General features: G+C 35.2%; 11 protein-coding genes. 6 read left to right on the top strand and 5 right to left on the bottom strand.

From position 1 onward, the window contains the following. Window positions 1-179: 179 nt before the first annotated feature. A complete protein-coding gene (locus GTK57_RS13575; RefSeq protein WP_163124172.1) occupies window positions 180-629 on the top strand; it encodes a GNAT family N-acetyltransferase in 450 nt (149 codons plus the stop codon). Between the two features lie 36 nt (window positions 630-665). Here the strand turns inward: GTK57_RS13575 and eutC are convergent, their stop codons facing one another. The 4 genes from eutC to exaC all read right to left on the bottom strand — a co-directional run bounded on the left by eutC (window position 666) and on the right by exaC (window position 6,018). Next, on the bottom strand, window positions 666-1,481 hold the full coding sequence (gene eutC, locus GTK57_RS13570; protein ID WP_228720342.1) for an ethanolamine ammonia-lyase subunit EutC: 816 nt from the start codon (window positions 1,479-1,481) through the stop codon (window positions 666-668). Between the two features lie 20 nt (window positions 1,482-1,501). Further along, window positions 1,502-2,884, bottom strand: coding sequence for an ethanolamine ammonia-lyase subunit EutB (locus GTK57_RS13565; protein WP_163124166.1), 1,383 nt, complete (start codon window positions 2,882-2,884; stop codon window positions 1,502-1,504). Window positions 2,885-2,896: 12 nt separating this feature from the next. Next, window positions 2,897-4,333, bottom strand: a complete 1,437-nt coding sequence (eat, locus tag GTK57_RS13560) for an ethanolamine permease (RefSeq protein ID WP_163124163.1) — start codon at window positions 4,331-4,333, stop codon at window positions 2,897-2,899. 173 nt (window positions 4,334-4,506) lie between these two features. Beyond that, window positions 4,507-6,018 carry an acetaldehyde dehydrogenase ExaC gene (gene exaC, locus GTK57_RS13555; protein WP_163124160.1) on the bottom strand — a complete coding sequence of 504 codons (1,512 nt, stop codon included), beginning with the start codon at window positions 6,016-6,018 and terminating at the stop codon, window positions 4,507-4,509. A gap of 310 nt (window positions 6,019-6,328) precedes the next feature. On the opposite strand from exaC, the gene GTK57_RS13550 reads away from it, so the two are divergent. Continuing rightward, a complete protein-coding gene (locus tag GTK57_RS13550; protein ID WP_163124157.1) occupies window positions 6,329-7,519 on the top strand; it encodes a transcriptional regulator in 1,191 nt (396 codons plus the stop codon). Window positions 7,520-7,589: 70 nt separating this feature from the next. Here the strand turns inward: GTK57_RS13550 and GTK57_RS13545 are convergent, their stop codons facing one another. Beyond that, window positions 7,590-8,558 (bottom strand): alpha/beta hydrolase, encoded by a 969-nt coding sequence (locus GTK57_RS13545; RefSeq protein ID WP_163124154.1) that lies wholly within the window; start codon window positions 8,556-8,558, stop codon window positions 7,590-7,592. A gap of 150 nt (window positions 8,559-8,708) precedes the next feature. Between GTK57_RS13545 and GTK57_RS13540 the strand changes: the two genes are divergently transcribed. The 4 genes from GTK57_RS13540 to GTK57_RS13525 all read left to right on the top strand — a co-directional run bounded on the left by GTK57_RS13540 (window position 8,709) and on the right by GTK57_RS13525 (window position 14,743). After that, a complete protein-coding gene (locus tag GTK57_RS13540) occupies window positions 8,709-10,679 on the top strand; it encodes a PcfJ domain-containing protein (RefSeq protein ID WP_163124151.1) in 1,971 nt (656 codons plus the stop codon). A 102-nt stretch (window positions 10,680-10,781) separates the two neighbouring features. Continuing rightward, window positions 10,782-12,497, top strand: a complete 1,716-nt coding sequence (locus tag GTK57_RS13535; protein ID WP_163124148.1) for an AAA family ATPase — start codon at window positions 10,782-10,784, stop codon at window positions 12,495-12,497. A gap of 288 nt (window positions 12,498-12,785) precedes the next feature. Then, window positions 12,786-13,688 (top strand): GGDEF domain-containing protein, encoded by a 903-nt coding sequence (locus GTK57_RS13530; protein WP_163124145.1) that lies wholly within the window; start codon window positions 12,786-12,788, stop codon window positions 13,686-13,688. A 206-nt stretch (window positions 13,689-13,894) separates the two neighbouring features. Beyond that, window positions 13,895-14,743: a hypothetical protein gene (locus GTK57_RS13525; protein ID WP_163124127.1), complete on the top strand. Its 849-nt coding sequence runs from the start codon at window positions 13,895-13,897 to the stop codon at window positions 14,741-14,743. Window positions 14,744-14,759 lie beyond the last annotated feature (16 nt).

The raw sequence follows: 14,759 nt of genomic DNA, 5'->3' as shown, positions 1-14,759 counted from the left end.
TATATGATCTAAAGTTATTTTTCTATGTGTGAATTAACTCAATTATTTAGATGCTTTATAATTTTTTTATAAATTTTAGTCAGAATATATTTCTAAGCACTAATATTCTTTTAAGATAAAATAAATGCTGTAAAGTGGTTTTAAAACAGCATCAATATACATCGAAGATGGATCTTAAAATGTTGAATCAAGTTCAAGTTAGAGCTGCAAAAATAGAAGATATAAATAGTATTGCTTCATTGCTTGCACAAATGGGATACCCGCAAGATTTGTCCATATTAGAACCTAAAATTAAGCGACTAATTGAGGATGGAAATGAGGTGTTATTAGTTGCTCATATTCAAAATCAAGTCTGTGCCTTTATTTCCATGCATTATGTACCCCAGTTGGCGGTTGAAGGTGATTATGCTCGTATTAGCTATTTCTGTGTTGATGAAAAATTCAGAAGTTTAAAAATAGGGAAAATATTATTAAGTCATGTGGAGCAACTCGCTCAAGCACGTAGATGTGATCGGGTAGAACTCAGAAGTGCAGATTATAGAAAAGATGCTCATCGTTTTTATTTAGCAAATGATTATCTAGATTCACCTAAGTTTTTTATTAAAAAATTTAATTATTCAGATGATTAATCACAAAAAAGCGAACCGTAGTCCGCTTTTAAAAATCTAAAATAACAGTTTTGGTTTTTCATGTATTTCTACACTTTCAATGATGTGATCGTCTTTTAGATGAACACCCGAAATGGAGTGTTTTTTTGAGTTTATCATGAGGCCCATTAAACGTTGAGTTGCAATTTCAATACTCAAGCCAGCAGGTCTTATATTTGAAATACAATTACGAGTTGAATCTAAATTTCCTTTTTTCGCACCCCATGTGTAGTAAATCCCCATACTATCAGGCGAGCTTAAGCCAGGTCTTTCGCCAATCATCATAACAAGCATGGGAATGTCTAAAAGTTCAACGACATGATCACCTAAAGCAACGCGACTTCCTGTTGCTATAATAATGGGGGCTAAACTCCATCCTTGTTTTTCAAATTGTTGTTTTAACGCTATAGCCATTGAAAATGCATTTTCCTCTATGGCTAGAGCAGATAACCCATCTCCAATCACAATACAAACATCAAACTTTTGCCGATTATCTCGTTTGTATTGTTTGCACTTTTCAACTGATTCATCATTCAAAATTCGACCTAAATCTGGGCGTTTAAGAAAGACTTCTTTGTTTTCTGCAAGGCTTTGTACTGTGAAGCTATCTATATTTTTTTCTCGAAACAAATGTTGAAGATGTGTTGTATCAAGGGGTTGAAATACGGCATCCCGCGCTTGAGCATGGGATAGTTGAAAGTCGAGCATCGGTTTTGTAGGAATGCTACAGCCAGCACGACCTAATGCAATACGAGCATCTGTATAATTTTTAAGTTGCTCCCAAGCATCTTTTTTAGTTGAAAGCTCAAATTTTTCTAGTGAGTCTAATTCAATTTTTGTCATGTTGAATATCCTCAAGTAAGTAAGCTTGCAAACTGAGAAGGCATTTTATCTGCCCATCGAATATGTTGATTAGATTGTTGCATAACACCTTGTTGTTCTAACCAAAGTTCAAATTCAGGTGCAGGTTTTAAACCTAATAATTGACGAAGATAGAGCGCATCATGAAAAGATGTTGTTTGATAATTCAACATGACATCATCTGAACCAGGTATTCCCATAATAAAATTGATACCAGCTGTACCAAATAATGTGAGGAGAACATCCATGTCATTTTGATCTGCTTCTGCGTGATTTGTATAGCAAATGTCACAGCCCATTGGCAAACCTAACAGTTTTCCGCAGAAGTGATCTTCTAAACCTGCTCGAATAATTTGTTTACCATCGTATAAGTATTCAGGCCCAATAAATCCAACGACGGTATTGACTAAAAATGGATTAAATTTTCGTGCAACAGCATAGGCTCGAGTTTCGATGGTTTGCTGATCTACACCATGATGAGCATTGCTAGATAATGCACTACCTTGTCCTGTTTCGAAGTACATGACATTGTTCCCAATAGTGCCACGGTTTAATGACAACGTTGCTTCATAACCTTCACGTAACATTTCTAGTGAAATGCCGAATCCTTCATTGGCAAGCTGTGTGCCTGCAATAGATTGGAACATGATATCGATAGGGACATTTTTTTCGGCAAGTTGAATGCCAGAGCTAATATGAGTGAGTACACAAGATTGTGTCGGTATTTCATATTTGTGAATAACATGATCTAAAAGTTTTAGTAGCTCTGATAGATTGTGTAGGTTGTCTGTTGCAGGGTTAATACCAATTACTGCATCGCCATTTCCGTACATCAATCCATCTAAAATACTTGCTGAAATTCCTAATAAATCATCGGTGGGATGGTTCGGTTGTAAACGTGTTGATAAATGTCCTTTAATACCAATGGTGTTTCTAAACTGTGTAATGACTTCACATTTATTTGCAACGTAGATTAAGTCTTGATTTCGCATAATCTTACTTACAGCTGCAACCATTTCAGGTGTAAGCCCTAAAGCTAATTTCTGCAATTTTTCAGGTGTTGCATCTGCACTTAAAAGCCAATTACGAAAATCACCCACGGTAAAATGTGAAATGGGAGCAAATAGGTCTGCGCGATGATCATCAATAATTAATCGAGTAATTTCATCTTTGTCGTAATCGACTAATGTTTCATTTAAAAAGTTTTTTAAAGGAACATCGGCAAGGGTAATTTGCGCAGCAACACGTTCAGTCGCATTTACTGCGGCAACGCCCGCGAGTTCATCACCTGAACGTAGCGGAGTTGCTTTTGCCATCAGTGTTTTTAAATCGGCAAAGACATAATTCTGATGGGAAATTAATGTTTTGTATGACATGAGTAATTCCTTTTATAACTCTGCTTCGGCTTTACGAATGTTTTCAAATTCTTCTTCAGGTGTCCCATTTACAAGGTTGTGGCGACTGAAAATGAGGAAATAAGCGATAAAGGCAACATAAATACCCGCAGCCATAAACCAAACTTTTGGATCTACTAAAAAGCCTGCAACAACAGCAATAGAAGCAAGAACCAAGGCAATCGATGAAGTCACAATACCACCTGGTGTTTTGTATGGTCTTACTAGTTCAGGGCGAGATAAACGTAATTTGATGTGCGATAGCATCATTAAAACATAAGAAATAGTGGCACCAAATACAGCCATTAAAATAAGTAAGTCACCTTCACCTGTGAGTGATAAAGCAAAACCAATAATGCCCGGAATAATGATGGCTAAATAAGGCGCTTTGTTTTTGTTGGTGAGTGATAATGAAGTTGGTAAGTAACCTGCACGAGATAATGCAAAAATTTGACGTGAATATGCGTAAATAATAGAGAAGAAGCTCGCAATTAAACCTGCCAAACCGACAAAGTTAACAAAGCTTGCTAACCAAGTATTTGTGCCATATACGGCAACCAATGCATCAACAAGTGGTGCTCCTGAGTCTTTTAATAAGTCTGCACCCGCAGCACCAACACCTAAGACTAAAATAAGTAGGGCAAAGGCAGCCAAAATAAGCATAGAGCCAATTAAGCCTCGTGGAAGAGATTTAGTTGGATCTTTTGCTTCTTCAGCAGCTAAAGGAACACCTTCAACAGCTAAGAAAAACCAAATTGCATAAGGAACAGCAGCCCAAATACCCATATAGCCAAAAGGTAAAAATGAACTTGCTCCTGCTTTATCTGTCGCTGCAATATTGAATAAGTTTGCACTGTTAAAATGAGGCACCATGGCAATAATGAATACGAATAAGGCAACAGCAGCAATAGCTGTAATGACAAAGATAATTTTTAAAGCTTCACCAGCACCTTTTAAATGAATGCCCATAAATACAAGATAGCAAATAAGATAAATAATCCATCCACCAATGCCAAATAAGGATTCACAATAGGCACCAATGAAACATGCAATGGCAGCAGGCGCGATTGAATATTCAATGAGAATCGCTGTTCCTGTTAAGTAACCGCCCAAAGGTCCGAAAGCTGTGCGTGCAAAGCTATATCCGCCACCTGCTGTAGGTAACATGGTTGCCATTTCAGACATAGATAAACACATACATAGATACATGAATGCGACAACAACTGTTGCAATAAACATTCCGCCCCAGCCACCTTGAGCAAGACCGAAATTCCAACCCGCAAAGTCACCTGAAATAACGTAAGCAACACCTAAGCCAACTAAAAGTAACCAACCAACGGCACCTTGTTTAAGTTGCCGTTTCGCGAAATATTCTTGTTGTGATTCTGCGGCAGGCACAGTTGTAGAATTGCCGATGTGGGAATCTGACATGATAAACTCCAATAAATTTGTTGATATGCGTGTTAATGCAATTTCAATACCAAGCCAGATAGACGTCCTGTCATATTTGGAAGATGTCGAGGCATCTCATTTTTGTTTTCAGATATCTGATAATGAAGCTTTGTTTGCGGGCAGTCTGTCCGCAAACAAAGAATTAAGATAATTTAGAAGAAACCAGCAGGTTTAGTTGAATAACTTACGAGTAAGTTTTTGGTTTGTTGATAATGATCGAGCATCATTTTATGATTTTCACGACCAATACCAGATTTTTTATAACCGCCAAAAGCAGCATGGGCAGGGTACATGTGATAACAGTTCGTCCATACTCGACCTGCTTGAATTGCACGTCCTGCACGGTATGACGTATGCGCTGAACGTGACCAAACACCTGCACCTAAACCATAAATGGTGTCATTGGCAATTTTAATTGCATCATCAAAGTCTTTAAATGTCGTGACTGCAAGTACGGGTCCAAAAATTTCTTCTTGGAAAGTACGCATGTTATTTGTACCTTTAAAAATAGTGGGTTCAATATAGAAGCCTTCACCAACTTCATGACGCGCTTCGCCACCTGTTAAAATTTGTGCACCTTCTTCACGACCTGTCGCAATACATCCTAAAATTTTATCTTGCTGTTCTTGCGATGCTTGTGCACCAATCATTGTGGTTGTATCTAAAGGATGACCTGTTTTAATACGCTTAACACGTTCAACCGCTTTTTCTAAAAATTGATCTGCAATGCTTTCTTGAACTAAAGCACGAGATGGACAAGTACAAATTTCACCTTGGTTTAAGGCAAACATTGCAAAGCCTTCTAATGCTTTATCAAGATAGTCATCTTCACGATCCATAATATCTTCAAAGAATAAGTTTGGTGATTTACCGCCAAGCTCTAAAGTGACAGGAATAATATTTTCTGTCGCATATTGCATGATCATTTGACCAACAGCGGTTGAACCTGTAAATGCAATTTTCGAAATACGTGGATTGGTTGCAAGTGGGCGACCAACTTCGACGCCATAACCATTAACAATGTTAAGCACACCAGGTGGTAAAATATCTTGAATGAGTTCAACAAGAATTAAAATACTGACAGGTGTTTGTTCTGCAGGTTTTAAAACAATACAGTTACCTGCTGCAAGTGCAGGTGCAAGTTTCCAAGCAGCCATTAAAATTGGGAAATTCCATGGAATAATTTGTCCAACAACACCTAAAGGTTCATGGAAGTGATAGGCAATGGTGTCTTCATCAATTTCAGAAATTCCGCCTTCTTGTGCACGAATACAACCTGCAAAATATCTAAAATGGTCAATACACAGTGGAATATCTGCCGCTAAGGTTTCACGGATAGGTTTACCATTATCCCAAGTTTCTGCAACTGCAAGTAGTTCTAGGTTCTCTTCTAAACGATCTGCAATTTTTAATAAAAGATTAGAGCGCGTTGTAGGTGATGCGGAATTCCATTTAATTTTTGCTTCATGGGCTGCATCTAAAGCCAGTTCAATGTCTTCCACAGAAGAGCGAGGTACCTTGGTAAAAACCTGCCCATTTACGGGTGAAATATTATCAAAGTATTGTCCTTTTACAGGTGCTACCCATTTCCCGCCAATAAAGTTTTCGTATTGAGATTTAAATTGTACTTTTGAGCCGTCTGTATTTGGATCTGCATAGCGCATAACAATTTCCTTTTTGTTTCTCGATGTACTATCGAAGTTATGATTAGATTTTTCCGTAGTTTTTGAGATTAGAACGGAAAAGGTTGGAAAAAGGTTGGATTCAAACTAAGTCAAAAATGCATTCGCATTTTAATTTAGTGTATGCCTACTACATGAACGTTATATTTAATTATGTTGACGAAATGTCACAATAAAATTGAAGACAAAAGTATAGAACTGTAGTTAATTATCTAAATGGGAAACTGTTCAAAAATAAAAAAAATAAACAATGAATGGAAATAATGACTGTCTATATGAAAGGAAAAGGCAGATGATCGGAATTCATAAATTAATTCAAAAGCGACAAGAAATTGAACGGTTAAGACAAAGTAGTACTTTGTCATTACAACATGCAAGTAGGCTTGAACAAAGTATTATCAGTTCATGGCATCGTTCTGAATCTGCATTCATTCCATCTGACCGCACTGCAGCGCCATTGACTAACGCCGTCCCCAATAAACAGAAAAAAATACCTTCTGCCAAATTAAAATGTGCACTTCAAATCTGTGAGGATGAGCTTAAACATATTGCTGATCAATCTTCGATGGTACTTGCCGTGGGTGATGTTGGAAGTACGATTATTTGGAGTGCTGCGAGCAAGCAAATGCGTTCGGCTGCTGAACAAGTTCATTTTATTGAAGGCGGTCAATGGCGTGAAGATTTAGTCGGTACAAATGCCTTAGCATTAACCTTAAAAACTCAACAATCGAGCTGTGTATTTTCCAATGAACATTATATGGAATCTATACAAGATTGGGTCTGCTATGCAGCACCTGTGGTCGATCCATCGACTCATCAAATATTAGGTGTTATCGATTTATCTACCGTGTGGAAAAAGCATAATAGTTTAGGTTTACTTGCTGCGGAACGCTGCGCATCTATTATTCAAAATGCATTATTAGATTTAGGTCAGCACAATATTTATATACGCGGTTTTTCATCGCCCCAAGTTTTAATAAATGGCAAAGTGATTGTTTTAACACCAAGACAAATTGAAATTTTATGTATTTTAGCTTTATGTCCTACAGGCTTAAATTTAGAGCAATTACATCAGGCATTATACGGTGAGCGAAAAATTAGTATGGGTACATTAAAAGCTGAAATGTCTCAAATTAAGGACATTTTGGGTGATTTAATTATTTCACGACCATATCGCTTTCAAGCAATTGTTGAGGCAGATTTTCTGCACGTTGAAAGTGCTTTAGATGCAGGTTATTTAGAAGCAGCATTAAAACAATTTAATGGAGCTTTTTTAGCAAAAACAGAAAGTCCATTTTTATGTACATGGCGTGATTGCATTGAATCTCGTTTAAGTGAAGCTATTTTTAATGCGCAAAATACAGATATTTTATTAAAGCATTTGGCTCATTATCCTGAAGCTGTGGATGCTTTAGAACGGTTATTAGAATTAGTGCCCAATGATCATCCTGCGCATCATAAAATTTTAAAGTATCAAAATTAATGTCATGTCGCAGGATTTTCTAGTTTATGGGGCTAATAAAAAAGAAGGATGCGTCTATTAATTTTAATGTTTAAGCCATTTTAAGATTCAACCACTTAAACAATTCTGTATATACTTTTTCGCGTACAGGAAGTGCAGATAACACTAAATCGTGTACGCCATTTTCAATTGAACATACTTGAATATTGCCTGACATTTTCAGTGCATATTTTTCAATGTCTTTTACGTCTAAAATAATATCACTACTTTGAGCATCAACACCCCAATTTTTAGGATTTGTTGTGCGATGAGAATACATAACTAAAGTGGGTACACTCATATACACACCCTTATGAATCTCTTTTTGTGCTTCATAAATAGCACGTACAAAACTAAGATGCGCATAAGGATAGCGTTCTTTTTTCCACTCTAAATTAAAGTTCCATTCACCATGTAAACTAATATGTAAGCTTGATGTATACCAACGATTTAAACCACTTGGAAATTTTAAGTTAGGCAAAAATTTTCCCAATAGACTTAGATTTGGAATCCCTAATTTTTTTTCGATAGTTGTTTTATTAAAATCATAGAATGGACTATTTGCCCATAATGCTTTAATGAGTGGATGATAAGGATGATGTGCAGCATAAAGCGTTGTGATTAGTCCACCTGTAGAGTGACCGCAAAGTAAAACAGAATCATGTTTTTCTGAGCCAATAATATCTAAAGCTTTGCTAATTTCGGCATCATATTCAGAAAGATGACGCACATTATAAAACTGTTGATGGGAAAGGTGAGAGCGTCCGTATTTTCTTAAATCTAAGCCATAAAAATCGAAGCCTTGTTCATTAAACTTTTCAGCCATTTCAGTCTGAAAAAAATAGTCGATAAAACCATGAATATATAGAACAGCTTTACTTGTTTGCTTTTTCGCTTTTTTCCGAACTAAAGTAGCAATAACTTTCCCTTCATAATCATCGGGAAATTCAAGATCTGTACATTCATAACCTGTACCTAAAATATCGGGTCTATATTCTATTTTTTGTACTGTTGCTGTCATATTTTGCTCGAATAAAATGTCATCATTAAAATGATATCTATTCAATATCAAAGAACTGTAAATACTTGTCAAATGAAGTTTATTATTTACGCTTAAATCATTTTATGATTATAGTTATTAAATATGAGGATTTCCTGAAAAGGGAGTGTGATGAAAAGAAATAAAGAACAGCAATCACATATTGTTCTGCAAGATTTAGCCAATCAAATGATAAAAATATCAAAAACGGCAGAAACTATTTATTTAGATCAACTTGATATTTTAGGGCGTTTAGATACGCATCATGTTTTTCAAATTGATCGTTCAAAACGAACGATTTATTTAATGAATCAACATTTTAAGGTTGGGTTTAGTGATGATTTTCTTGATGTTGATTTTACATTTAAAAATATGATGGCATCTCAAATAGAAATATTTGTTATGGAAGAATTACAATTTTTCACGCGTGACGTAGATAATCATAATCCAATTTTAATGAGAGAACAGGCTGAAAAACTTCGCCAATTAATATGTGAACAGCTTTATATTTGGGTAAATGGGCAGCAAAGAATAGCGCAATGGTTAAATAATTTATCTGTAGTACAAGCTGAAATTATTGATCATTTAATGATTAAAGCGGGCGTGTATAAAGGTAAATTATTTTCAAAAAAATGCACTAAATTAATTGAAATTCCGAATGAAATTTCTAGTATTTTTGCGCAGTTATTTCGTTTAGATGTTGTTTTAGGCGATAGTTTTTTAGCGATTCAACCCTTAATACAGAGCTTAATTGACTTGGGTTCTAGTGCAAAAGAGCTTTTGCCAAAAGCACATTTTCGAATCATGGGTATCATATTTCCCAGTTCTTTTAGTTTAAAAGATTATTTAAATAGTCAATCGGAAATACTAGCGCGATTAAAACATGCAGAACAGCATTCAAATCTTTTCGGTTTCACTCAATTAATGAATAAAGATCGGTGGTCTAAAACCGATATTTTTGCAAAGAAAAATTTTTATGGTGTTGAAAAAGAGCTTTGGCTTTCACATTTACAACAACCCTTATTTGAGTATCCTAAAGATGTAAATTGGCTATTTAAACAAGATCAGTCTGTTGTTGATTGGGTTGTTGAGTCCATTCAGCATACGAGTGTGAGAGTTACTATTAGTGCCATGAGCTTTATAGATTGCAGTCGTTTTCATTCAAGTATTATTTTGGCATGTTTACAGTATTTTCAATTTTCTTCTGCTCGGATGTTTATATTTAGTTGTGTTTTTTGTGATATTCAAGGGAAGTTTAATAAAAACCATCCATTAAAAAATAGTCAGCAAGCATCTTCTCAAAATTCTATTATTTCTCCTTCAATTTTATATTTAGATGAATGGATTAAGCTTTTAGCGAAGCAAGCCAAACAAGATGAATCAATTATTAAGCGTGTTTACGTGAATTTAAGTCGTGTAATGCAAGCTTATATGATGCATTTGCAACAGATCACAAGCCATTTACCAAGTGAACTTATGGCATATATATTGCCAGAAACGCAAAAAGGTGCCGATTTTATATATGCATTAAAACGGCATAATATTCAGATCAATGATTTTAGGCAGATTTTTTATTTAAGAAATCATCATGTAAGAGAATCTGTTTTTGATTCATATGTTCGTGATTATTTAATGCACTCTTTTAGTGAAAACTCGCAGATATCTAAAGGTGTTACGTGGGTTGGGTTATTTCATAAAGCTGTTGAGTGGCATCATCAAATTCATAAAAATGAAATTCTAGAAAAATTAAAGTCAGATTTTTCACAGTTCAATTGGACTTCATTTACGCAGCTAAAATCTATTACATTTAATCATTGGCAATTTGAGGAGTTAACAAATTTAGATCGTATTATCGAAGAATCTCAACGTTTTCATCACTGTTTAGCATCGAGTTATGCAGAGCAAATAATATATGGGGAATACGTGGCATTTCATATGTCATCTCCACATTATGAAGATCATTTAACGCTAGGTTGTCATCTTCGACATGGGATATTATATTTCGATCAGTTGGAATATCCCAATAATAAAAAGGCTGAACAACTACTAGTGAGTGTTGCAAAACAATTTATTGATGAATTAAATCAAAAGAAAAACAATTAAACAAAATTGAAAGACATGCTTTGTCGTTTATCCAATTTTTAACCTTAACTTTTTAGTCAAAAATCTGTAGGCTATAGCGGTTCATTTATGGTTATAGGTCTTATGAAACAAGAAACTGCACTGAAGTTATTAAAAGCCGGTGAGAACGTATTTTTAACAGGATCGGCTGGTGCGGGGAAAACCTATACGCTTAATCAATATATTAATTATTTGAAAGCTCGCAAAGTGACTGTGGCTATTACGGCTTCTACAGGTATTGCTGCGACACATATGAATGGTATGACCATTCATACATGGGCAGGGATTGGTATTAAAGATGCGATTTCAGAAGATGAGCTGAAACGTTTAAAAGAACGCAAATATTTAAAAGAGCATTTAGAAAATGCCCAAGTTTTAATTATTGATGAAATTTCCATGCTTCACGCCAAACAACTGAACTTGGTAAATAAAGTTCTAAAATTTTTTAAAGAAAGTGATGAAGCTTTTGGTGGAATTCAAGTGATTGTTGCGGGTGATTTTTTCCAGTTACCGCCTGTAGGTCGCAACGATGAACGTAACCGAGATAAATTTTGTTTTATGTCGGAAGCGTGGGTTGAAGCTAAGTTCCGAGTTTGCTATTTAACCGAGCAGCATCGTCAAGGCAACGACTATTTAAACGATATTTTAAATGCCATTCGTAGCCAATCCATCAGCCAAGAACACAAACAAGCTTTAATTAATACGCGCGATCAAGATATTGGCGATACGTTCACACGTTTATATACGCACAATATGGATGTCGACACCATCAACTTTAAGCATTTGAATGAAATTGAAAATGATGGTCGTCAGTTTGATGCGCAATGTGATGGCAACGACAAACTTATTGATACTTTAAAATCTTCCGTACGTGCGCCTGAGAATTTAACTTTAAAGAAAAATGCCAAAGTCATGTTCGTAAAGAACAATTTTGACATGGGCTACATTAACGGTAGTTTGGGTGAAGTTATTGGTTTTGAAGAAGATGATGAATATGGCTGTTTACCTAAAGTAAAACTAACAGATGGTACGACTTTATTGGTCGAGCCTGAAACATGGTCTGTAGATAACGATGCAGGCAAAACCATTGCCAGTTTTTCGCAAATTCCTTTACGTTTGGCTTGGGCAATTACCATTCATAAATCTCAAGGGATGACTTTAGAAGCCGCTGAAATTAATTTAAGTCATACCTTTGAAAATGGGCAAGGCTATGTTGCATTGTCTCGTTTAAAAAGCTTAGATGGCTTACGTTTGCTTGGTTTTAATGAACAGGCTTTAGAGTTAGATAGTTTAGCCATTAAAGCAGATCGACGTTTTCAAGAGCTTTCTGATGAAGCAGAAACACATTATCAAGAGATTGATTTAACTCCGCAACATAAGGCGTTTATTCGTCATTGTGGTGGTACGTTAAATGAAGTTGAAATTGAGCGTAATGAGAAAAAAATAGCGAAAACAGGGGGTAAAACCAATTACGCTGCTGCAACTTTAGATGAAACGAAAGCACTCTTTGTTGATGGTTATGAAATTCAAGATATTGCGGTTGAGCGTGGTTTAACGCCTGCAACCATTATTAATCATTTAGGGCGTTTGCATAAAGAGCAGGGGTTAGATATTTCTGTGGCAAGCCCAGGTGAAGAAGTCGTTGAGCAAGTGCGTAAAATTTATAAGCGTTTAATGAAGCGTAAAGATTCAAATCATTTTAATGATGATGGTTCTATTAAACTTCGTCCGATTGTAGATTTAACAAGTCCTAAATTGGGTTATGACCAAGTTCGTTTGGCATTGTTATTTGTTAAATAGCCTAAGTTTGGTATAGATGAATTAAGTACAATGAAACTTTATTAAAATCGTAAACGTGAAACATAGATAAAATATTTAAAAAGCCTAGAAAGATGTATCTAGGCTTTTTTATGTGATAGTGATTTGATTTAAAAGAAAATAAAAAAGTATTCCGTATGGCTGTATTAAGTTGATTTTAGAAAAGCTATCTCATTAAAAATTTAAATTTTGGCGAAAAAAAAATCGTGCATTTATATTCTCATTTAACTAATATGTTACATATTGTAACTCAAGCAGAAGACATGCTTCATGATCAACGTTGAGCAGATGGCCATTATTCTGGATACTTTGCCAGATCCTGCCTTTATTCTGACCCGAAGTGGAAAATATGTTGCGGTATTTGGTGGTCGTGATAAGCGCTATTACCATGATGGCTCCAGTCTCGTTGGTCGATATATATCGGATATGATAAAGCCTGATAAAGCCAACTTGTTTATGAAACTCATTAGCCAAGCGCTAGAGTCTAAAAAGCTTCTTATTGAAGAATATGAGTTGAGCAATAGGGATGTGAAAGGTCTACCCGATTATGGCCCTGAAGCACCAATTTGGTTTGAAGTACGCATCCAAGCCCTGAGTTTTTTGGTGGAAGACGAAGAAGTTGTACTCTGGGTTGCAAGTAATATTTCAAAACGACACGATTTGGAAATTAGACTGAGAGAACTGGGTCATACCGATCAATTAACGGGGCTTTTCAACCGTAGAAAACTTGAGCATGACTTGACACTACATTATGAGTCATACGTACGACATTTAGTGCCGACCTCCATCTTGATGTTCGATCTCGATAACCTAAAAAAAATTAATGATAGTCGGGGGCATCATGTGGGGGATGAAGCAATTCAAGCAGTAGCAGATGTTCTTCGTTTGACAATTCGAAAGACTGATTGTGCATGTCGCTTAGGTGGTGATGAGTTTGTGGTTATTTTGCCTAATACTGGGTATGAGCAGGCAATTCAGCTTGCCAAACGGATACATGACTGTACTAGAAAAGAGTTAAGCCAGTTTTCTGTAGATGATGAACTTGTTACAGCTAGCATAGGCGTGACCACTATATTGCCTGAAGATCGTTCATACAAAGATACGCTTAAACGTGCCGACATAGCTTTGTATGAAGCTAAAAACAAGGGGAAAGACAGGATTATTGCTGTTTAAATTGGTTCTATTAAACTTCGTCCGATTGTGTAATTAACAAGCCCTAAATTAGATTATGAGCAAGTTTGTTTGGCGCTTTTGTTTGTGGAGTAGTTAATAGGTTTAATTTAGTGAATGAAACATTGATTAAATATCAAATTTGAATTGTGAGCTAAAATATAAACTATTAAGAAATAATTTAAACTTATTAATTTGGAAACTAAATTGTGAACTTATTTGAAATTAATTGGAGAAATTTTAGAAAGCCACGTGGCACACTTTATTTTTTAGATAAGAATGTATTACAACTTATTCATACTTTACAGGAAGATAAGCAATTATCGAAGCCTAATGAAATTGAAATGCAAAGTAGATTAAAAAGTATTGATAAATCAACCAATATGGTTAGTTTGATGTTATCTATCATTGAAGGTAGAAGGGGGAGAAAAGAAACTTTAGTAGAGAAATCACAAACTATCATTGAAGAAATAAACATTTTAAAAGGTTTCTTTAAACATGCTAATACGGATATAGCTTTTTTTGAAAAAAGATCTGAGTTAAGTTCGGATGTTTTAAGTAGGGGGTATATTGAGTCAGACGAGGCTTTATACGTTAGTTATTTAAATATTTTTTTTAATTTATGGGGCTCTTATAATGAAAACTCAAGTATTCCCCCGAAAATTAGAGCTGAATTTACTGATAAGTTAATTGAATATGCAAAAACAATAAATATGCAACCTCAATATTTAGTTGTAATATTAACGATTGGAGCGGTTTACGGAAAGTCAGAAGCATTACAAATTTTGAAACCAAAAGATAAAAACTCACATAATGCTTATGCTGATATTGCAGTAATAACAAGACTAGGAAACCATATGGTACGCTTTTCAGAGACGTATAATTGTGATTTTCTAACCATGGATAAGGGATTATTAGCTTGTTTTAAAATTATCAAAATTACAAGTGTCTCTCTGATGGTTAATAAAGACGAAGGTGAAACAACTAAGCTAGAAATAAGCATAGATAAAAGTTTTTTACCTGATCATGTATTAAAAAAATTAAATATAAAACCATAATTTTTAATTAAGAGAG

Origin of the sequence: Acinetobacter portensis, assembly GCF_010646905.1 — a bacterium.
Classification (GTDB): Bacteria; Pseudomonadota; Gammaproteobacteria; order Pseudomonadales; family Moraxellaceae; genus Acinetobacter; species Acinetobacter portensis.
Note: the sequence above shows the minus strand (reverse complement) of the source record. Positions and strands in the feature narration are given on the sequence as shown.

Bases quoted from the DNA above. Each gene is read 5' to 3' on its own strand.
- GTK57_RS13575 (WP_163124172.1), top strand. From the start codon at position 180: ATGTTGAATCAAGTTCAAGTTAGAGCTGCAAAAATAGAAGATATAAAT.
- GTK57_RS13565 (WP_163124166.1), bottom strand. From the start codon at position 2,884: ATGTCATACAAAACATTAATTTCCCATCAGAATTATGTCTTTGCCGAT.
- eat (WP_163124163.1), bottom strand. From the start codon at position 4,333: ATGTCAGATTCCCACATCGGCAATTCTACAACTGTGCCTGCCGCAGAA.
- exaC (WP_163124160.1), bottom strand. From the start codon at position 6,018: ATGCGCTATGCAGATCCAAATACAGACGGCTCAAAAGTACAATTTAAA.
- GTK57_RS13550 (WP_163124157.1), top strand. From the start codon at position 6,329: ATGATCGGAATTCATAAATTAATTCAAAAGCGACAAGAAATTGAACGG.
- GTK57_RS13545 (WP_163124154.1), bottom strand. From the start codon at position 8,558: ATGACAGCAACAGTACAAAAAATAGAATATAGACCCGATATTTTAGGT.
- GTK57_RS13540 (WP_163124151.1), top strand. From the start codon at position 8,709: ATGAAAAGAAATAAAGAACAGCAATCACATATTGTTCTGCAAGATTTA.
- GTK57_RS13535 (WP_163124148.1), top strand. From the start codon at position 10,782: ATGAAACAAGAAACTGCACTGAAGTTATTAAAAGCCGGTGAGAACGTA.
- GTK57_RS13530 (WP_163124145.1), top strand. From the start codon at position 12,786: ATGATCAACGTTGAGCAGATGGCCATTATTCTGGATACTTTGCCAGAT.